The 18,441-nt window shown below is 60.0% G+C and carries 18 protein-coding genes; 6 read left to right on the forward strand and 12 right to left on the reverse strand.

The features are described 5' to 3' along the window. The first annotated feature begins 268 nt into the window (after window positions 1-268). Entirely contained in the window at window positions 269-1,375 is a 1,107-nt protein-coding gene (locus IHQ43_RS05510) for an NADH:flavin oxidoreductase/NADH oxidase (RefSeq protein WP_085609151.1), read from the forward strand. 91 nt (window positions 1,376-1,466) lie between these two features. Further along, window positions 1,467-1,937 carry a GNAT family N-acetyltransferase gene (locus tag IHQ43_RS05515; RefSeq protein WP_244142245.1) on the forward strand — a complete coding sequence of 157 codons (471 nt, stop codon included), beginning with the start codon at window positions 1,467-1,469 and terminating at the stop codon, window positions 1,935-1,937. Between the two features lie 184 nt (window positions 1,938-2,121). On the opposite strand, the gene IHQ43_RS05520 is transcribed toward IHQ43_RS05515, so the two are convergent. Beyond that, the gene (locus IHQ43_RS05520; protein WP_192563652.1) at window positions 2,122-3,750 is read right to left on the reverse strand and encodes a glucan biosynthesis protein D; all 1,629 of its coding nucleotides are present in this window, start codon (window positions 3,748-3,750) and stop codon (window positions 2,122-2,124) included. Window positions 3,751-4,153: 403 nt separating this feature from the next. Between IHQ43_RS05520 and IHQ43_RS05525 the strand changes: the two genes are divergently transcribed. Beyond that, complete coding sequence (locus IHQ43_RS05525; RefSeq protein ID WP_007954656.1) at window positions 4,154-4,339, forward strand: hypothetical protein; 186 nt, start codon at window positions 4,154-4,156, stop codon at window positions 4,337-4,339. Window positions 4,340-4,375: 36 nt separating this feature from the next. Here the strand turns inward: IHQ43_RS05525 and IHQ43_RS05530 are convergent, their stop codons facing one another. The 3 genes from IHQ43_RS05530 to IHQ43_RS05540 all read right to left on the reverse strand — a co-directional run bounded on the left by IHQ43_RS05530 (window position 4,376) and on the right by IHQ43_RS05540 (window position 5,603). Next, entirely contained in the window at window positions 4,376-4,666 is a 291-nt protein-coding gene (locus IHQ43_RS05530; protein ID WP_192563653.1) for a type II toxin-antitoxin system RelE/ParE family toxin, read from the reverse strand. Next, complete coding sequence (locus tag IHQ43_RS05535; RefSeq protein WP_039769579.1) at window positions 4,644-4,892, reverse strand: CopG family ribbon-helix-helix protein; 249 nt, start codon at window positions 4,890-4,892, stop codon at window positions 4,644-4,646. Before IHQ43_RS05535 ends, IHQ43_RS05530 begins: the two co-directional genes overlap by 23 nt. Before the next feature lie 204 nt (window positions 4,893-5,096). Beyond that, a complete protein-coding gene (locus tag IHQ43_RS05540; RefSeq protein ID WP_192564955.1) occupies window positions 5,097-5,603 on the reverse strand; it encodes a BRO-N domain-containing protein in 507 nt (168 codons plus the stop codon). A 487-nt stretch (window positions 5,604-6,090) separates the two neighbouring features. Between IHQ43_RS05540 and IHQ43_RS05545 the strand changes: the two genes are divergently transcribed. Both IHQ43_RS05545 and IHQ43_RS05550 read left to right on the forward strand, forming a co-directional pair. Beyond that, window positions 6,091-6,672, forward strand: coding sequence for a ComF family protein (locus tag IHQ43_RS05545; protein ID WP_192563654.1), 582 nt, complete (start codon window positions 6,091-6,093; stop codon window positions 6,670-6,672). A gap of 5 nt (window positions 6,673-6,677) precedes the next feature. After that, entirely contained in the window at window positions 6,678-7,235 is a 558-nt protein-coding gene (locus IHQ43_RS05550; RefSeq protein WP_192563655.1) for a hypothetical protein, read from the forward strand. Window positions 7,236-7,293: 58 nt separating this feature from the next. Here the strand turns inward: IHQ43_RS05550 and IHQ43_RS05555 are convergent, their stop codons facing one another. The 8 genes from IHQ43_RS05555 to IHQ43_RS05590 all read right to left on the reverse strand — a co-directional run bounded on the left by IHQ43_RS05555 (window position 7,294) and on the right by IHQ43_RS05590 (window position 17,304). Continuing rightward, window positions 7,294-8,778, reverse strand: coding sequence for an APC family permease (locus IHQ43_RS05555; RefSeq protein ID WP_192563656.1), 1,485 nt, complete (start codon window positions 8,776-8,778; stop codon window positions 7,294-7,296). A 213-nt stretch (window positions 8,779-8,991) separates the two neighbouring features. After that, window positions 8,992-10,416, reverse strand: coding sequence for a gamma-aminobutyraldehyde dehydrogenase (locus IHQ43_RS05560; protein ID WP_192563657.1), 1,425 nt, complete (start codon window positions 10,414-10,416; stop codon window positions 8,992-8,994). Between the two features lie 164 nt (window positions 10,417-10,580). Beyond that, window positions 10,581-11,390, reverse strand: coding sequence for an ABC transporter permease (locus tag IHQ43_RS05565; RefSeq protein WP_134825601.1), 810 nt, complete (start codon window positions 11,388-11,390; stop codon window positions 10,581-10,583). Then, entirely contained in the window at window positions 11,380-12,315 is a 936-nt protein-coding gene (locus IHQ43_RS05570; protein ID WP_192563658.1) for an ABC transporter permease, read from the reverse strand. Before IHQ43_RS05570 ends, IHQ43_RS05565 begins: the two co-directional genes overlap by 11 nt. 1 nt (window position 12,316) lies before the next feature. Next, window positions 12,317-13,354: an ABC transporter ATP-binding protein gene (locus tag IHQ43_RS05575; RefSeq protein WP_192563659.1), complete on the reverse strand. Its 1,038-nt coding sequence runs from the start codon at window positions 13,352-13,354 to the stop codon at window positions 12,317-12,319. Window positions 13,355-13,568: 214 nt separating this feature from the next. Continuing rightward, complete coding sequence (ydcS, locus tag IHQ43_RS05580) at window positions 13,569-14,720, reverse strand: putative ABC transporter substrate-binding protein YdcS (RefSeq protein WP_192563660.1); 1,152 nt, start codon at window positions 14,718-14,720, stop codon at window positions 13,569-13,571. An 82-nt stretch (window positions 14,721-14,802) separates the two neighbouring features. Then, on the reverse strand, window positions 14,803-16,290 hold the full coding sequence (locus IHQ43_RS05585) for a gamma-aminobutyraldehyde dehydrogenase (RefSeq protein ID WP_192563661.1): 1,488 nt from the start codon (window positions 16,288-16,290) through the stop codon (window positions 14,803-14,805). A 99-nt stretch (window positions 16,291-16,389) separates the two neighbouring features. After that, the gene (locus IHQ43_RS05590) at window positions 16,390-17,304 is read right to left on the reverse strand and encodes a LysR family transcriptional regulator (RefSeq protein ID WP_065259672.1); all 915 of its coding nucleotides are present in this window, start codon (window positions 17,302-17,304) and stop codon (window positions 16,390-16,392) included. A 176-nt stretch (window positions 17,305-17,480) separates the two neighbouring features. Here IHQ43_RS05590 and IHQ43_RS05595 point away from each other — a divergent pair, with 176 nt between their 5' ends. After that, window positions 17,481-18,203 carry a tellurite resistance TerB family protein gene (locus tag IHQ43_RS05595; RefSeq protein WP_192563662.1) on the forward strand — a complete coding sequence of 241 codons (723 nt, stop codon included), beginning with the start codon at window positions 17,481-17,483 and terminating at the stop codon, window positions 18,201-18,203. Window positions 18,204-18,441 lie beyond the last annotated feature (238 nt).

Here is an 18,441-nt window from a genome sequence, read left to right on the forward strand (position 1 = left end):
AGCTCGCTCCCACAGGTACGCTGCTGTCCTTGTGGGAGCGAGCTTGCTCCGGGCGGCGTTCCGACGATGGCGGACTTACATACACAGAATCACTCTGAACCCTCCCTCATCCCCGGATGTCGACTAGGCTCTAAGCACTGCTTGATTGGCCTTGTGACGTCTTGTCGAATTTTTTGCCCGCGGGGGCGGGTGCTGCACCTTTTTCCTGTCACTCGTCGACTTTTCAAACAGAACCCTGGAGCCTGCCCACTGATTTGAGAGGTGCCCCATGAGTCTGCTGCTTGAACCCTTTACCCTTCGCCAACTGACCCTGTCCAACCGCATCGCCGTGTCGCCCATGTGCCAGTACTCCAGCGTCGATGGCCTGGCCAACGACTGGCATCTGGTGCACCTCGGCAGCCGTGCAGTGGGGGGCGCTGGCCTGGTATTTACCGAAGCCACGGCGATCACGGCCGACGGGCGGATCACCGCCGAAGACCTGGGCCTGTGGAACGACGAACAGATCGCACCGCTGCAACGCATCACCCGTTTCATCAACGCGCAGGGCGCAGTGGCGGGCATTCAACTGGCCCATGCCGGGCGCAAGGCCAGCACCCATCGGCCGTGGATCGGCAAGCACGGCAGCGTCAAACCGGACGACGGTGGCTGGACCCCGGTCGGGCCTTCGCCGATTGCCTTTGACCCGCAACACACTCAACCCAAACAACTGGATGAGAGTCAGATCGCCCAAGTCATTCAGGACTTCGTGGCAGCGGCCAAACGCGCGCTGACAGCCGGTTTCAGTGTGGTCGAGGTGCATGCTGCGCACGGTTATCTGTTGCACCAGTTTCTGTCGCCGCTGAGTAATCAGCGCCGCGATCAATACGGCGGTTCGTTCGAAAACCGCATTCGTCTGGTGCTGCAAGTGACCGAGGCGGTACGCGCGGTGTGGCCGGAAGAACTGCCGGTGTTTGTGCGCCTGTCGGCCACCGACTGGGTCGAGGACGGCTGGAATCCGGATGAAACCGTAGAGCTGGCGCGACGCCTGAAAGCCTTGGGGGCCGACCTGATCGACGTGTCATCGGGCGGCACGGCGGTCAATGCCGAAATCCCCGTGGGGCCGGGTTATCAGACGCGCTTCGCCGAGCGGGTGCGCAAGGAGTCAGGCATCGCCACCGGCACCGTGGGAATGATTACCGAGCCGGCCCAGGCCGAGCACATCCTGCGGACCTGTCAGGCCGACATCATCTTCCTCGCCCGCGAGCTGCTGCGTGATCCGTACTGGCCGCTGCATGCCGACGATGACCTGGGCGGACGCAAAGCGGTGTGGCCGGCGCAGTATCAACGTGCGACTCATCGGGATCAGCCGATTCACGAGTCTGATCTACGGGATTGATTCCGACCGGTCGCAAAGCCTATAAAACCCGCCATTGAACCGGCGGGTTTTTTCTTGCCTGCCGTTTGGAATTGCAAAGGTATGGATCGCAATGTTGATCGAACGAGCGCTGACGAAATCGGACTTGCCACTGCTGGCGCTGATCGACCGCAGTGAGTTGGTCGAGGAGTGCTATCGCGTAGAGAACGGTGAGCTGATTCTGTATCCGGCGCGTTTTGACATGCGCGGATGGCCCGAAGGGGAGGCGGAGGAGAATGCGCGGGTATTGGAAAAATGCTGGCGCAGCGGCGGGTGGCTACACGGACTATTCGATGGAGAGACGTTGGTGGCGGCGGTGGTTGTGGATAACCGGGTTATTCACAATCAGGGCCTGAACATGCGGCAGTTGAAGTTTTTGCACATCAGCCGTGCCCGGCGTGGGCAGGGATTGGGCGGACGGTTGTTCGCCTTGGCTTGCGAGCATGGCCGAGAGGTCGGCGCCGAGGCGTTGTACGTCTCGGCGACCGAGTCGCGCAATACCGTGGAGTTCTATCAGCGCCACGGTTGCCGGTTGCTGGCATAACCGGATCCCGAGTTGTTTGATCTTGAACCCCACGATATCCACTTTTACTGTCGCCTGGACTGACGCCATCGCGAGCAAGCTCGCTCCCACAGGTTTTCCGTTGTACACAAACTCTGTGATCAATCGATATCCATGTGGGAGCTGGCTTGCCAGCGATGAGGCCCGATCTGACGTCAGAGAATCATCAAGGGTACTTGCGCTTGTCCGGCGCCGGCGGGAAGTACTGGTACAACCAGGTCTCGCTCAGCGTGCGGTCGTTGGTGCGGATGAACAGGCGCAGTTCCACGGGATCGACGCTGTCGTTGGTCGGGTACCAGTCGAACAGGATCCGGTAACCCTTGATGTCATCCAGCACCAGCACGCTGAAGTCCTGCACCTTGCCGTTGGAGCAAGTGACCACCGGTTCGATCCCGGTACCCTGCGGCAGGCGATCCAGACCGCCACCGGTGAAGTCCACGGCGAAACGACGGGCCCAGACGGGCGGGTAGTGCTCGCCCGGAGCCCAGCCCTCGACGAATCCACCCATGCCCGAACGGGTCGCATGTACCCGCGCCAGCGGCGTGCCGACCGGCGGCAGGGCGCTCCAGTAGAGCTTGTAGCCGTAGTTCAGCGAGTCGCCGGCCGCTACCGGTTTCTTCGGCGTCCAGAACGCAACGATGTTGTCGAGGGTTTCACCGGTTGTAGGAATTTCCAGCAGATCGATGGAGCCTTCGCCCCACGCGGTTGTAGGTTCTACCCACAGGCTCGGACGCTTGCTGTACCAATCGACAGTGTCCTGGTAGTTGGCGAATTCGTGATCGGTCTGCACCAGACCGAAACCTTTCGGATCGGTGTCGGCGAAGGCGTTGAATTGCAGGGTCGCCGGATTGTTCAGCGGGCGGCAGATCCACTCGCCGTTGCCGCGCCACATGGCCAGACGATCCGAGTCATGGATTTGCGGGTGAATGGTGTCGCACATCCGGCGCTCGTGGGTGCCGCAGCTGAACATGCTGGTCATCGGCGCGATGCCCAGTTGTTCGATGGCGGTGCGGGCATTGATGTGGGCGTCGACTTCCATCACCACGCGCTCGGCCTGGCAATCGATGTCGAAGCGATAGGCACCGGTCGCGCTCGGCGAGTCGAGCAGGGCGTAGACCACGAAGCGGGTCGCGTTCTGATCCGGGGTTTCGAACCAGAACTTGGTGAAATCGGGGAATTCTTCGCGTTTCTTGGCGTAGGTGTCGACGGCCAGGCCACGGGCGGAGAGGCCATATTGGCCAGTGGCATCCACCGCGCGGAAGTAGCTGGCGCCGAGGAACGACACCACGTCATGCCGATCCAGTTCCGGCGCCTTGAACAGCTTGAAGCCGGCAAAACCCAGGTCGCCCTTGAGCTGCTGGGTATCGACCGAGGTGTTTTCGTAGTTGAACAGTTGAGGGCGGAAGTGCACCTCGCGGGCCGTGCGGGTCTTAGGATCTACGCTATACATGCGCACCGGCTGGCGGAACCCCATGCCGACGTGGAAGAACTGCACATCGAGCTGACCCTTGTTCTCCTTCCACAGCGAATGCTCGCCGTCGTAGCGGATCGCGTTGAAGTTCTGCGGGGTCATGGTCGCCAGGGTCGGCGGCAGCACCTGTTTGGTGTCCTGATACGCGCTGCCGGCCAGTTGCTTGGCCTGGCGCTTCAGCGTCTCGAAGTCGAAGGCCTGGGCTTCACCGTCGGCGGCACCGCCAGAGGCGGCCCAGGCGCGTGCGGCGAGCAGGCCCGAGGCGGAAAGGCCGGTGTAAGCCGCAATGGCCATGGACGCTTTGAGCAAATTCCTGCGGTGCATAGATACAACCTGTCGTGGACAATCCCGCGCCTTTCCTGGCACGTACTGGATCAGAAATTACGGTTCGGACAAGCCTTCGGCCAAACGCTACGGACTAGTAACAGATGCCCGCTAGCTTAATCCGTTCGCTGATTTTGCAAAATTCATTGATAGCACGGCGACAGCGTCTCAATGAAACAAGACGTTACGGTTACTTATCCCACAGCCTTTTCTGATTTATAGGGCATATCTGCTTTTTTCGACTAATTACTCTAAAAACAGCTTTTCAGCGCCGATTTAATTTCTATTCTATGGGCATCGCCGGTCACGACCCATCCGACCGGCAGGGCTCAAATCGCTGCTTAAAGGAGCAGGGCGATGCGGTTTTCGAAAATTTCTGACGTACTGGAAAAGGACATCGTCCATGACAAAAGGACAAGGCATCACCGAAATGTTGGGCATCTTTCCCTGCCTCACCAACGTCCGGCGAAGACGCCGGCTCAGTCCGGATGAACTGAAACTGGTGGAGCGTTACCGGGAGTTGTCGGAGAGCGACCGGATTGCGATGCGGTATTTGGTGGATGCGATGAGGAGTGTTTCGCGGTTCTAGGGAGGTGAACAGCCAGCCGTACTTGCTACGGCTGGTTTACCAATTTTCTGGTTGTTCTGCGCGCTGGTGCAGAATTCTCAAGACCTGGATCTGGCCATCCTCCAGGCGATATGGCGCAATGAATGGATAACGGGTCAGCACCAGTTCGCGTGTATCCGGCACGACTGAAGGCCGGCCTGAACCCGGAAATTGCATCAATTGGTCAAACGCTCCAAGAATGGAGTTCACGACACCAAACGCTGGATTGGCACCCAAGATGCCTTGGTAATACTCAAAAATTGTTTCGAGATCGTTTTCAGCTCGTTCAGTCAGTACTACGTTCGGCACGTTTTGCCCACTTAGCCTTCACGGCATCCAGATCGGTAAGATTTCCAGCATCGGCATCAGCAATCCCCTCGCTGATGGCTTGCAGATGCCAAGACTCCGCTTCCACATATCTAACCAACGCACGCTTGAGATGGTACTGGCGGTCTCGGTCAGTGGCCGCGGCCAATTGATCCAATTGTTGAGCGAGCAATTCTTCGACGCGGAAGGATAAAACGGGCGAGGCCATGGAAGATCTCCTGCGTGTGTATACGCTGTAAACGACGTAGACACCCTAGGCCGCAATAACATCGGCGTCAACCAGTCGGAGTGCGAGGTTGAGGAAAACTCTAGTGGACTTGAACGCGGCTGGAAGACGGGATGTGTTGCGAAATGCTTGGTTGATGCCCCGGCGACCTAGTCGCCGCCGGGGCAAACCCACTGACTTTCAGAGTCAGCCACAGGAGCGGGGCGCTGGATACGGCTGCTGTACTTGCACTAATTCAGGCATATCACGCCATTTCACCCAAGCCTGTTGTTGCCAGTGCAGCAGCGGCACGGTTACTCCGGCCCAATGCACCGAGCTCAGGCTCGGGCAGTTTTCCGCTGTTGCTGAGCTGGTTTCCCGCAGGATGGGAATGACTTCATTACTCAGCCATTGGCGCAGGTTGCGGTTTTCCGGGATGAAATGGTGAACCAGCAGCGCATACATGCCGGATTCGCTGACCATTGGTGTCTCGACAACGTCACCGTCCTTGCGCAGCCGTACGGTGCGGCGTTGGTCAGGGTCGAGTTTCAGGGTGACGCGTGGGTTCAAAGGATGGCCCATCATGCGGCCCAGATCCTGAGCGCAGAACCAGGCTTGGTGATCGAGCAGAAGAGCGTGGAGGAAGCGGTTGTGGCGGGTGAAAACCGTAGGGATGAAGTACGTCTGGGGTTCAGGTGAATTTGGCGCGTGCATAGTCAATTTCTACTCCATGTTGAAATGAGAGCCGCCACTAATCCTTCGACAGATTTGGGTGGCGAACCGCGCGGCGTTCGAAGTCGGAACATTCTCGATCAACATGGAAGCCGAGAGGCCCGCGCCACACGGTCCGCCATAACGCGAATCCGAAAGGCAAAAAAGCCTCGGTTTCTATGGAGGACGCAGTTGCGCCATGTTGATGATGTACCGGCTTCGACCCCGGGCCGCTGATTGGGCAGCGACGGGACAAAGCCTATCGGTCAGGCGCTAGCGGCGCCAAGTCTACGCTGTGGACGCGTAGCGTAGGAAATGTGGCTTCTTCTTGAAGCCTGAATCTGTAGGAAATTCCTGTTTTTGTATGGCGGTCAGCCAGACTGCACCTGAAGCGTGATTTTTCCTTTATTTATTTGAATCTCAGGCATCTCCGGGTGCTCGGCCCTTGGTCTCAGGGCTTAAAGGATTTTTGTGAATAATGGAGAATTCAATGAAGGTGTCCCTCAAACAGATCAACGGCCCATGGGATCAGGGATGGGTGCTGGACAAGCACATGGTAAGTAGTACCTTTCTCGGCAACGATGATCGCGGACACCCCTGTTTCGATAATCAGCGCACAGAGATTGGTGAGGCGACATACCAGCTCAAATACCAGAAAGACTGGAATCAGGTCGGCCCGCTCGCCCAAGCGGTAGCGACAAATGTGTTCCCTATGTTGGATCAAGTAGGGTTTGTGCTGCCCATGCCAGCTTCAAATGTCCGGCAGCGACAACCGGTTACTGAGGTCGCTCTGGAGTTGGGACGAATTGTCGGGCGGCCGGTTTTCTCGGATTTGCTTCGAAAAGCGACTACGGGAAAGTCACTCAAGGATCTGCACTCCAAAGCAGAAAAGGTTGCTGCTATTGGAAACAGTTTCAGCGTTAATGACGAAATTACGACAGATGGATGCTGGAATGTTTTGGTCGTAGATGATTTGTTTGACAGCGGAGCGTCGATGGACGCGGCTTGTGCTGTCTTGCGTGAATATCCGAAGGTGGGGAAGATCTACGTAGCGGCGCTAACCTGGAAGTGAATTCAATGACGACTGTATTTATTGCTGGCTCTATCAATATCAAGAACCTTGATCCGAAGGTTAAGGAACGTATCAATAATATCGTTGCGTCTGAATTCGAGGTGGTCGTTGGTGATGCAGGTGGCGCCGATACCTCCATTCAGGAATATCTGCTGAGTCTCGAACGATCCAGAACCACTGTGTTCTGTAGCGGTCCAGCGCCGCGGAACAACCTCGGACAGTGGCCCGCCAGAACAGTGGACTCCAAACACTCCAAAGGATCGAGGGCCTTCTTCACCGAGAAAGACGTGGTGATGGCCGAAGCCGCTGACTACGGCTTGATGATATGGGATGCGAAGAGCACCGGTACGCTCAGCAACGTCATAGAACTGCTGTCGAGAAAGAAGAAGTCCCTTGTCTTCGTCAACAAGGAGAAGGAATTCAAAGTGGTGGGAGACGTGAGTCAGCTCGAAGAGTTGATTGCATTCATGTCTGACCACGCCAAGCAAAAAGCCAACGAAAAAATCAAACTGTTCGATCGTATTTCCTCGCTGAAATACGATCAGTCCGAGCTTTTCTTTTGATGTTTTGCGTCGGCTTTCTTGAACCCCGGCACTCTATCGGTGCCGGGGCCGAACGCTTTTAGCGACCCACTTTCCACGCATCCCCAGCCGGCGCCTTCCCATGGTCATACGGCTTGCCTATCCACATATAAACCAGCCCCAGCCCAATCACGATCGCCGTGCTCAGCACCATCGCGTAGTTGATGTACCACGCCGCATCCGGCGTGCGGGGCCAGGCCATGTTGATGATTGCGCCGACGCCGTAGACCAGCGCGCCGATGTTCACCGGCCAGCCCCAGGCGCCGAGGGTGAATTTGCCGCTCGGTTTCCAGCCTTTGCTGCGGGCGTACAGGGCGGCGAGGACGATCATCTGGAACGCGAGGTAGATGCCGATGGCGGCGAAGCTGACGATGGTCGCCACGGCGTCTTGCAGGAAAAAGCCGAGGGCGATGATCAGGCCGGGCAGGACGCCGGACACGAACAGTGCGGCAACCGGCACCTGAGTCGTAGGAGAAATCTTTTTCAGCAGTCGGCTACCGATGACCATTTCATCGCGAGCGTAGGAATACAGCAGACGACTCGCCGCCGCTTGCAGGCTGATGACGCAGGAGATGAAGGAAATCATCACCACGCCCATCACCACTTTCGAACCGACCGGGCCGAAGGCGTTGTTGAGGATGGTGGTGACCGGGTCCTTGTCGGTGCCATTGATCACCGCTTGCATGTCCGGCACGGCGAGGATCAGCGCCAGGCAAGCGAACATCGCTGCGATGCCGCCGATGTAGATGGTCATGCGCATGGCCACCGGGATTCTCTTGCTCGGGTTCGGAGTTTCTTCGGCGACATCGCCGCAGGCTTCGAAGCCGTAGTAGAGGAACATCCCCGCCAAAGACGCGGTGAGGAACGCCGGCAAGTAGGAGCCGTCGACGCTGATGTCGAAGGTGTTGAACAGCACGCTGATCGGCTGGTGGCGCTCGAAAATCAGCAGGTACACGCCGACGATCACCGCGCCCACCAGTTCGCAGAGGAAGCCGAACATGGCGATCCGCGCCAGCACTTTGGTGCCGCTGAGATTCACCAGTGTGGCAAACAGCGTCAGCACCAGGGCGATGACGATGTTGGTGTTGTTGCTCGGCTCAAAACCCAGCATGGCGGCGAGGTACGGGCCGGCGCCGACCGCAACGGCGGCGATGGTCACGCACAGCGCGATGGAGTAGATCCAGCCGACCATCCATGCCCATTTCTTGCCCACCAGACGCCGCGCCCAAGGATAAACGCCACCGGAAATCGGGAACTGCGACACCACTTCGCCGAAGATCAGGCACACCAGCAGTTGCCCGCAACCGACCAGCAAGTAAGCCCAGAACATCGGTGGCCCACCAGCGGCCAGGCACAGGCCGAACAGGGTATAAACGCCTACGACCGGTGACAGATAAGTGAAGCCCAATGCGAAGTTTTCCCACAGGCTCATGCTGCGGTTGAAGTTGGAGGTGTAGCCCAGCTGGCGCAGTTGTTCGGCATCGCTGTCGGCAACGGCGGCTGAGAGATCGGGTGATGCACTCATGTGTGTTTGCTCCGTGAAATCGGCAGATTTCGGATGGCCGAAACCGTGGCGGTGCCTTGAAGGCGCCGCCCGGATCGGTAGTTATTGTTTTGAATGCCTGGTGATGCGTAATGCCGGTTTCCTTCCTGAAACCGGGGTGACGCCATCGCTGGCAAGCCAGCTCCCACAAGAGCTGCACTGAACCCTGTGGGAGCTGGCTTGCCAGCGATGCTTTTAGTGCTTGAACATCACATGCCGAACCGTGGTGTAGTCCTCCAGCCCGTACATGGACATGTCCTTGCCGTAACCGGACAGTTTCTGACCGCCATGAGGCATTTCACTGACAAGCATGAAGTGCGTATTCACCCAGGTGCAGCCGTACTGCAACCGCGCGGACAGGCGATGGGCGCGTCCTACATCAGCCGTCCACACCGAAGACGCGAGGCCGTAGTCCGAATCGTTGGCCCACTCCAGCGCTTGGGCTTCATCGGTGAACTTGGTCACCGACACCACCGGCCCGAACACTTCGCGACGGACGATTTCGTCGTCCTGCTGGGCGTCGGCCAGAACGGTGGGTTCGAAGAAGAAGCCATTGCCGTCCACAGCCTTGCCGCCAGTGATCAAACGAATGTGCGGCTGCGCCACGGCGCGTTCGACAAACCCGGCCACGCGGTCGCGATGCTGGGCGGTGATCAGCGGCCCCAGTTCGGTCGACGGATCATCCTGCAAGCCGTACTTGATGCTGCTGACCGCCGCGCCGAGCTTCTCGACGAACTTGTCGTAGATACCTTGCTGGGCGTAGATCCGGCACGCGGCGGTGCAGTCCTGGCCGGCGTTGTAGAAGCCAAAAGTGCGAATGCCTTCGACTGCGGCATCGATGTCGGCGTCGTCGAAGATGATCACCGGCGCCTTGCCGCCCAGCTCCATGTGCATGCGTTTGACGCTGTCGGCAGTGCTGGAAATGATGTTCGAGCCGGTGGCGATGGAACCGGTCAGCGACACCATGCGCACTTTCGGATGGGTCACCAGTGGACTGCCCACGCTCGGCCCACGCCCGAACACCAGATTGAGCACACCGGCCGGGAAAATGTCCGACGCCAGTTCGGCCAGACGCAACGCGGTCAGCGGGGTTTGTTCCGACGGCTTGAGCACCACGGTATTACCGGCGGCGAGGGCCGGGGCGATTTTCCAGGCGACCATCATCAGCGGGTAGTTCCACGGCGCGATGGAGGCGATCACGCCCACCGGGTCGCGACGGATCATCGACGTGTGGCCGGGCAGGTACTCGCCACCGGCAGAACCGCTCATGCAACGGCTGGCGCCGGCGAAGAAGCGGAATACGTCGGCAATCGCCGGGATCTCGTCGTTCAGCGCAGCACTGTAGGGTTTGCCGCAGTTGTCCGATTCCAGTTTGGCCAGTTCTTCGCCGTGGGCTTCGATGGCGTCGGCGAGTTTGAGCAGCAGCAGCGAACGGTCTTTCGGCGTGGTCTGCGACCATTCGGCGAAGGCACTGTCGGCGGCGCGCACGGCGGCATCGACCTGGGCTTCGGTGGCTTCATTGATTTCCACCAGCACTTCACCGCGCGCCGGGTTGAGCACCTGTTGCGCCGGGCCTTCGCCGTTGACCAGTTGGCCGTTGATCAAGAGTTTGGTTTGCATGTTGTTGCCCTCACTAGCACTTTTATTTTTCTGGCCGGATCGAGAACCCTGTGGGAGCGGGCTTGCCCGCGATGAGGCCATCCCATTCAAAAATGATGGTGGCTGACACACCGTCATCGCTGGCAAGCCAGCTCCCACAGGGAGTTGTGGTGTCTGTTATGAGTTCATTTGCCGCCGCTGCCGGCCACGCTCTCGCCACCCCGGGTCAGGTAGTAGGCGCCGAGGATCGGCAGCATGGTCACCAGCATCACGAGCATCGCCACAACATTGGTCACCGGCACGTCCCGAGGGCGGCTCAACTGATTGAGCAACCACAGCGGCAAGGTGCGTTCGTGGCCGGCGGTGAAGGTGGTGACGATGATTTCGTCGAACGACAGCGCAAACGCGAGCATGCCGCCGGCGAGCAGTGCCGAGCCGAGGTTCGGCAGGATGATGTAGCGGAAGGTCTGCCAGCCGTCGGCGCCGAGATCCATCGACGCCTCGATCAGGCTGTGGGAGGTTCGGCGCAGGCGGGCGATGACGTTGTTGTAGACGATCACCACACAGAAGGTCGCGTGACCGACGATGATGGTGAACATCCCCGGCTCGATGCCCAGCGTCTTGAAGGTCGCCAACAGCGCGATCCCGGTGATGATCCCCGGCAGTGCGATCGGCAGGATCAGCATCAGCGAAATGCCCTGTTTGCCGAAGAAGTCCCGGCGGTACAGCGCCGCCGAAGCGAGGGTGCCGAGCACCATCGCGATCAGCGTGGCAATGGCTGCGATCTGCAACGACAGCTTTATCGCCTCCAGTACGTCCGGCCGCGAAAACGCCACGCTGAACCAGTGCAGCGTGAAGCCTTTCGGTGGAAAGCTGAACGCCGCGTCTTCGGTGTTGAAGGCGTAGAGGAAGATGATCAGGATCGGGAAGTGCAGAAACACCAGCCCGCCCCAGGCTGCGATTTTCAGGCCTAAAGAGGCTTTCTCAGAGTGCATCGAAGGCCCCCAGTCGTTTGACGATGGACAGGTAAATGGCGATCAGCACGATCGGCACCAGCGTAAACGCCGCAGCCATTGGCATGTTGCCGATCGCGCCCTGTTGCGCGTAGACCATGCTGCCGACGAAGTAGCCCGGCGGGCCCACCAGTTGCGGCACGATGAAGTCGCCCAGTGTCAGCGAAAACGTGAAGATGGAACCTGCGGCAATCCCCGGCACCGACAGCGGCAGAATCACCTGCATGAAGGTCTGGCGCGGCTTGGCCCCGAGGTCGGCGGAGGCTTGCAGCAACGACGGCGGCAGTCGCTCCAGCGAGGCCTGGATCGGCAGGATCATGAACGGCAGCCAGATGTAGACGAACACCATGAACCGGCCCAGATGCGAGGTCGACAAGGTGCTGCCGCCGACCCCGGGAATCCCCAGAATGAACTGCAGAACCGGCTCCAGTCCCAGGTGCTGAACGAACCACTGTGCCACGCCGCCCTTGGCCAGCAGCAGCGTCCAGGCGTAGGCCTTGACGATGTAACTGGCCCACATCGGCATCATCACCGCGATGTAGAAAAACGCCTTGGTCTTGCCGGTGGTGTAGCGCGCCATGTAGTAGGCAATCGGGAACGCGACGATGGCGCTGGCGATCGACACCACGACCGCCATGCTCAGGGTGCGCAGGATGATGTCGAAATTCGACGGCTGAAACAGCGCGGCGAAGTTGGCCAGGGTCAGGTCCGGGGTGACCGCCATGGTGAAGTCGTCGAAGGTGTAGAAACCTTGCCACAACAGCACCAGCAACGAGCCCAGATAAATCGCGCCGAACCACAGCAGCGGCGGCACCAGCAGCATCGACAAATACAGGTTCGGTTTGCGGTAGAGCAGGTTGGAAAACTTGCGCAGCGGCGCCGATTGCGGGAGGACGAGGGCGGTCATGTCACACCCCGCTCGCAACGGTGTCGTGCAGCGCAATCATCGCTTCCCGCGCCCAGCGTGCGCTGATGCGCTGACCGGTCTGGTGTTGCGCGCTGCTGTCGATCCATTGATTGTTGGCCTGGCTGATGCTCAGGGTCTGGCCGTTTTCCAGGGTCAGTTCGTAGCGCGTGGCGCTGCCCTGATACTGGATGTCGTGGAGCAGGCCGCTGACTTCGATCTCATGACTGGCCAACGGGCCTTCGGCGAAACGCACGTGTTCCGGGCGGATCGAAAACGGCTGCGGATGACCGCTGAGCTGGCGCGCCAGATCGCCGCGAATCACGTTCGAAGTGCCGACGAATTCGGCGACGAACGTCGTGGTAGGTTTCATGTACAGATTGCGTGGGGTGTCGACCTGTTCGATGCGACCCTTGTTGAACACGGCCACGCGGTCGGACATCGACAGCGCTTCGGTCTGGTCGTGAGTGACGAAGATGAAGGTGATGCCGAGCTGGCGTTGCAGCTTCTTCAGTTCGCTCTGCATCTGTTCACGCAGCTTCAGGTCGAGAGCGCCTAACGGCTCGTCGAGCAACAGCACCCGCGGACGATTGACCAGGGCGCGGGCGAGGGCGACACGTTGGCGCTGACCGCCGGACAACTGCACCGGTTTACGGGCGCCGTAACCGCCGAGGGCGACCATGTCCAACGCCTCTTCGGCGCGTTTGTGGCGCTCGCTCTTGCTTACGCCTTTGACTTTCAAACCGTAGGCGACGTTGTCCAGCACGTTCATGTGCGGGAACAGCGCGTAATCCTGAAACACCGTGTTTACGTCGCGTTGATAGGGCGGCAGACCGGCGGCTTCGGCGCCGTGAATGCGGATCGAGCCAGCGCTCGGTTGCTCGAACCCGGCGATCAGGCGCAGGCACGTGGTCTTGCCGGAACCTGAGGGGCCGAGCATGGAAAAGAACTCGCCGTCCTGGATATCGATGGAAACCCGGTCAACGGCTTTCACTTCGCCGAACTGCCGGGAAACGTTAGTGAACTGGACTGCAAGCGTCATGATGCGGTGCTCCAAAAAGGCGAGGGCCGTCGCAGCGGCCCTGCCTGGACTTCTGAAAAACGAACAACGGTTATCTGTTGCCAGGTGAGATCGCGGTATTGGCGGTGATCTCATGTGGGAGCGAGCTTGCTCGCGAAGACGGTGGGTCAGTCACCTGCAATGTTGGATGCGATACCCACTTCGCGAGCAAGCTCGCTCCCACAGGAAAGATCGATTACCTACCGCCCATAATCGCAATGTAGTCCTGCGTCCACCGGCTATAAGGCACAAACTTCCCACCTTCAGCCTGCGGTGTTTTCCAGAAGGCGATCTTGTCGAACTGATCGAATCCGTTGGTCTTGCAGCCTTCAGCCCCGAGCAACTCACTGCCCTGGCAAGCCGCCGGAACCGCCGGCAACGAACCGAACCAGGCCGCCACGTCACCCTGGACTTTCGGCTGCAGCGACCAGTCCATCCACTTGTAGGCGCAGTTCGGATGTTTGGCCTCGGCGTGCAGCATGGTGGTGTCGGCCCAACCGGTGGCGCCTTCTTTCGGCACGGTCGAAGCGATCGGCTGTTTCTCGTTGATCAGGCCGTTGACCTGATACGGCCAGGCGCTGGACGCGACCACGCCTTCGTTCTTGAAGTCGCTCATCTGCACCGTGGTGTCGTGCCAGTAGCGATGGATCAGCTTCTGCTGGGCGCGCAACAGATCCAGTACGGCTTTGTACTGATCTTCAGTGAGCTGGTACGGATCCTTGATCCCCAGCTCAGGCTTGGTGGACTTCAGGTACAGCGCCGCATCGGCGATGTAGATCGGGCCGTCGTAGGCTTGCACACGGCCCTTGTTCGGCTTGCCGTCGGGCAGGTTCTGCGCGTCGAACACCACGTTCCAGCTGGTCGGCGCGGTCTTGAAGACGTTGGTGTTGTACATCAGCACGTTCGGGCCCCACTGGTACGGGGTGCCGTAGGTCTGGTTGTTGACCACGTACCATGGCGCGTCTTTCAGGCGCGGGTCGAGGGATTTCCAGTTCGGGATCAACGCGGTGTTGATCGGTTGCACACGCTTGCCGACGATCAACCGCAGCGAGGCATCGCCTGACGCGGTCACCAGGTCGTAACCGCCCTTGGCCATCAGGCTGACCATTTCATCGGAGGTGGCGGCGGTTTTCACATTGACCTTGCAGCCGGTTTCCTTTTCGAAACCGGTCACCCAGTCGTAGGCCTTGTCGCTTTCACCGCGTTCGATGTAGCCGGGCCAGGCGACGATATCCAGCTGGCCTTCGCCGGCGCCGACGGCTTTCAGCGGCTCGGCGGCCTGCAGGCTGGCGCTGGCCAGCAGGGCCGTGGTGATTGCACTGAGCAGTGCGGTCTTGTGCACGAACATGGTGAACCCTCTTCTTTAAATTATGGTCGGGGCAGTTGTGAACGCGGTGAAGCATGCCGTCAGCGGCTTGTTATTAGCGTAGTCAGAGATGCTGGCCGTGGCGGGCCATGATGTGCCGCACCACGCTGTAGTCCTGTAGCGAATCGCTGGATAAGTCTTTGCCGTAACCGGAGCGTTTCAGCCCGCCGTGGGGCATTTCGCTGACCAGCATGAAATGGCTGTTGATCCAGGTGCAGCCGTATTGCAGGCGTGCGGCGACCTGCATTGCTTTGTCGAGGTTCTGGGTCCAGACCGACGAGGCGAGGCCGTATTCCGAGTCGTTGGCCCAGTCCACCGCTTGCGCCAGTTCGTCGAAGCGGGTCACGGTCACCACCGGGCCGAACACTTCGCGCTGGACGATTTCATCGCTCTGTTTGCAACCGGCCAGCAACGTTGGCTGATAGAAGAACCCGGCGCCGGAATGCACTGCCGCGCCGGTCACTCGTTCGATGTGCGGCTGACCGAGGGCGCGCTCGACGAAACTGGCCACACGATCACGCTGGCGGGTGCTGATCAGCGGTCCGATTTCGTTGTCGGCATCACGTTTGCCGGCGAAGCGCAGGCTGCTGACCGCCGCGCCGAGTTCGGCCACCAACTTGTCGTGAATCCCGGCCTGGGCGTAGATCCGGCAAGCCGCCGTGCAATCCTGCCCGGCGTTGTAATAGCCATAAGTGCGAACGCCTTCGACCACGGCTTTGAGGTCGGCGTCATTGCAGACGATCACCGGGGCCTTGCCGCCGAGTTCGAGGTGCGTGCGTTTGAGGGTTTTGGCGGCGGCCTGGAGGATTTTCTGGCCGGTGACGATATCGCCGGTCAGCGACACCATGCGCACTTTTGGATGACCGACCAAGTGACTGCCAACGCCTTCGCCACCACCGCAGACGATATTGATCACCCCGCGCGGCAGAATCTCGGCCAGCGCTGGCGCCAGCGCCAGAATCGACAGCGGCGTGTGTTCGGACGGTTTGAACACCAGCGTGTTACCGGCAGCGAGGGCCGGGGCGATCTTCCATGCGGCCATCATGATCGGGTAGTTCCACGGTGCAATCGAGGCGACAACGCCAATCGGATCGCGGCGCACCATGCTGGTGTAGCCCGGCACGTATTCGCCGCTGAGCTGGCCGGTCTGGCAGCGCACGGCGCCGGCGAAGAAGCGGAACACATCGACGGTCGCGGTTAAATCGTCCTGCCGCGCCAGATGCAGCGGCTTGCCGCAGTTCAGGGCTTCGAGGCGGGCGAGGTGGTCAGCGTGTTTTTCGACGGCGTTGGCAATTTCCAGCAGGAAATTCGAGCGCTGTTGCGGAGTAGTGCGCGACCACTCGGCAAAGGCGCGGTGGGCGGCGAGGATGGCGGCTTCGACTTGTTCGGTGCTGGCTTCGGCGATCTGGGTCAGAACTTCGCCGGTGGCCGGGTTGAGGATCGGTTCGACAAAACCCTGGCCGGCGATCAATTCGCCGTCGATCAGCAACGCGGTGTGCATGTGGGTCTGCGCGCCAGCCATTTTCCGGGATCTCTTTTCTTGTGTGGTCATATTGCTCCCTGTTCCGGGAGCCGACCGTCTTATAGATGCAGCAAGACTAGTGCGCGGCTCCGGGGTCGACAAATTCTAAATACTGAAGGTGGCATTCGATTAAATAGATGGCTTGCGTCCGCCGTGAGGCTGTTCGCGGGCCACGGTCAGGAAAGGATCGACCAACGCGGGGCGAGCGGTGCCGCGACGCCAGGCCAGGCCGACGTCGAGGGTCTGGCTGAGGTCGGCAATCGGCCGCGCTTCAATGATGTCGCCTTCCAGCGACCAGGGGCGGTAGGTCATGTCGGGCTGGATCGAAACACCGAGACCCGCCGCCACCAGACTTCGCACGGCTTCTGTGGAAGCGGTTCTCAAAGTGATTTTGGGTTGCAGCCCGGCGCCACGCCAAAGGCGTTGGGCATTGCGATCCATCTCGTCGACATTCAGCTGAATCAACGGCTCCCGGGCAACGTCGGCGAGGTTGATGCTGTCGTGTTCCAGCAGCGGATGCTGGGCCGGCAGCCACAAGCGGTGCGGCGAGTGGGTCAGCACTTCGGTCTGCAAGGCGTGACGGTCTTCGAGGTTGGAGAGGATCAGCACGCCGACATCGATCTCGCCGCTGACCAGCAGATGCTCGATGTACGGCCGCTCATCCTCCATCACCCGGATTTCGACATTGGGGTAGGCACGCTGGAAGCGGGTGAGCAAATCCGCCAGGTAATAACCGGCCACCAGACTGGTCACCCCGACAATCAACTGCCCCGCGACCTGATCGGTGCTTTGTTGCAGGCTGCGTTTGGCGTTGTCCACGGTCGCCAGAATCAGGTGCGCCTGGCGCAGGAACTGGTGTCCCTGATGGGTGAGGGTCATGCCCTTGGCGTGGCGATTGAACAGGCTGACGCCGATTTCTTCCTCCAGTTGCTGAATGGCCAGGGTCAGGGTCGACTGGGATATGAACGCAGTTTGCGCGGCGGCCGAGATCGAGCCGGTCTCGGCCACGGCAATGAAATGGCGGATCTGACGCAGGGTCATCATGGAAGGTTTACCCGGTGGGCGGTTTTTATAGATTGCCTCGAGTGTATATCTATTTTCGCGAAGGGCTGCGGTGGGTCAGGCAACATCTGGAAGCACACTCGCACCCAAGTCACGGGCACTTTCGAACTAGGCTGAGGGCCTTATTGATCCGGATAACCCCTGTTTGGAGACGGAACATGAACACCCGTGGATTGCTCGATCAACTCCTCAAGTCCGGCCAGGATCTGCTGCAGAACAAGGCGGGCGGGGCGCAGAACAAACCGGCTGCCGGTGGCTTGGGCGGTTTGCTGGGCGGATCTTCCAGTAATGGCGCACTCGGCGGTTTGCTGTCAGGCGCAGGCGGCGGTGCCCTGGCGGCCGGGGCCATGGGCCTGTTGCTGGGCAGCAAAAAGGCCCGCAAGGTTGGCGGTAAAGTCGCTATCTACGGCGGCCTCGCCGCACTGGGCGTGATCGCCTACAAAGCCTACGGCAACTGGAACGCCCAAAAAGGCATCGCCCCGCAAAGCGAACCGCAAACCCTCGATCGCCTGCCACCGGCGCAAGTCGAGCAACACAGCCAGGCCATCCTCAAGGCCCTGGTCGCCGCCGCCAAAGCCGACGGCCACATCGACGACCGTGAACGCCAACTGATCGAGGGCGAATTCACCCGACTCGACAACGATCAGGAACTCAAACACTGGCTCCACGCCGAACTCAACAAACCCCTCGACCCCACCGACGTCGCCCGTGCGGCGAGCACGCCGGAGATGGCCGCCGAGATGTACGTGGCGAGCGTGATGATGGTGGATGAGGAGAACTTCATGGAGAAGAGCTATCTGGATGAACTGGCGCGGCAGTTGAAGCTGGAGCCGGGGTTGAAGGTGGAGCTGGAGAAGCAGGTCCGTGTGGCTACCCTGTAGAACCGCTGTCATCGATACAAGAACCCGCGATCCTGCACAGGATGGCGGGTTCTTTCGTTGCAGCGAGCGGCTCCGCAGATGAACAGGCGCTTGCGGTGTCGTCGGCCCCTTAACAACTGAAATGGCCGATCCATCGCCCCTTTTTGCCGATGCGCCACTGGTACGCCGACCGCCGATTGCCGGAAAGTCCCTGTCCAGAGCCCGTCGTGTTTTATGACCGGAAGGCCTGAGCGCGGCA

Origin of the sequence: Pseudomonas gozinkensis (assembly GCF_014863585.1) — a bacterium.
GTDB classification, from domain to species: domain Bacteria; phylum Pseudomonadota; class Gammaproteobacteria; order Pseudomonadales; family Pseudomonadaceae; genus Aquipseudomonas; species Aquipseudomonas gozinkensis.

Excerpts from the sequence above, each read along its gene's own strand:
- IHQ43_RS05510 (WP_085609151.1), top strand. The coding sequence starts at position 269 with ATGAGTCTGCTGCTTGAACCCTTTACCCTTCGCCAACTGACCCTGTCC.
- IHQ43_RS05515 (WP_244142245.1), top strand. The coding sequence starts at position 1,467 with ATGTTGATCGAACGAGCGCTGACGAAATCGGACTTGCCACTGCTGGCG.
- IHQ43_RS05520 (WP_192563652.1), bottom strand. The coding sequence starts at position 3,750 with ATGCACCGCAGGAATTTGCTCAAAGCGTCCATGGCCATTGCGGCTTAC.
- IHQ43_RS05525 (WP_007954656.1), top strand. The coding sequence starts at position 4,154 with ATGACAAAAGGACAAGGCATCACCGAAATGTTGGGCATCTTTCCCTGC.
- IHQ43_RS05535 (WP_039769579.1), bottom strand. The coding sequence starts at position 4,892 with ATGGCCTCGCCCGTTTTATCCTTCCGCGTCGAAGAATTGCTCGCTCAA.
- IHQ43_RS05540 (WP_192564955.1), bottom strand. The coding sequence starts at position 5,603 with ATGCACGCGCCAAATTCACCTGAACCCCAGACGTACTTCATCCCTACG.
- IHQ43_RS05545 (WP_192563654.1), top strand. The coding sequence starts at position 6,091 with ATGAAGGTGTCCCTCAAACAGATCAACGGCCCATGGGATCAGGGATGG.
- IHQ43_RS05550 (WP_192563655.1), top strand. The coding sequence starts at position 6,678 with ATGACGACTGTATTTATTGCTGGCTCTATCAATATCAAGAACCTTGAT.
- IHQ43_RS05555 (WP_192563656.1), bottom strand. The coding sequence starts at position 8,778 with ATGAGTGCATCACCCGATCTCTCAGCCGCCGTTGCCGACAGCGATGCC.
- IHQ43_RS05560 (WP_192563657.1), bottom strand. The coding sequence starts at position 10,416 with ATGCAAACCAAACTCTTGATCAACGGCCAACTGGTCAACGGCGAAGGC.
- IHQ43_RS05565 (WP_134825601.1), bottom strand. The coding sequence starts at position 11,390 with ATGCACTCTGAGAAAGCCTCTTTAGGCCTGAAAATCGCAGCCTGGGGC.
- IHQ43_RS05570 (WP_192563658.1), bottom strand. The coding sequence starts at position 12,315 with ATGACCGCCCTCGTCCTCCCGCAATCGGCGCCGCTGCGCAAGTTTTCC.
- IHQ43_RS05575 (WP_192563659.1), bottom strand. The coding sequence starts at position 13,354 with ATGACGCTTGCAGTCCAGTTCACTAACGTTTCCCGGCAGTTCGGCGAA.
- ydcS (WP_192563660.1), bottom strand. The coding sequence starts at position 14,720 with ATGTTCGTGCACAAGACCGCACTGCTCAGTGCAATCACCACGGCCCTG.
- IHQ43_RS05585 (WP_192563661.1), bottom strand. The coding sequence starts at position 16,290 with ATGACCACACAAGAAAAGAGATCCCGGAAAATGGCTGGCGCGCAGACC.
- IHQ43_RS05590 (WP_065259672.1), bottom strand. The coding sequence starts at position 17,304 with ATGATGACCCTGCGTCAGATCCGCCATTTCATTGCCGTGGCCGAGACC.
- IHQ43_RS05595 (WP_192563662.1), top strand. The coding sequence starts at position 17,481 with ATGAACACCCGTGGATTGCTCGATCAACTCCTCAAGTCCGGCCAGGAT.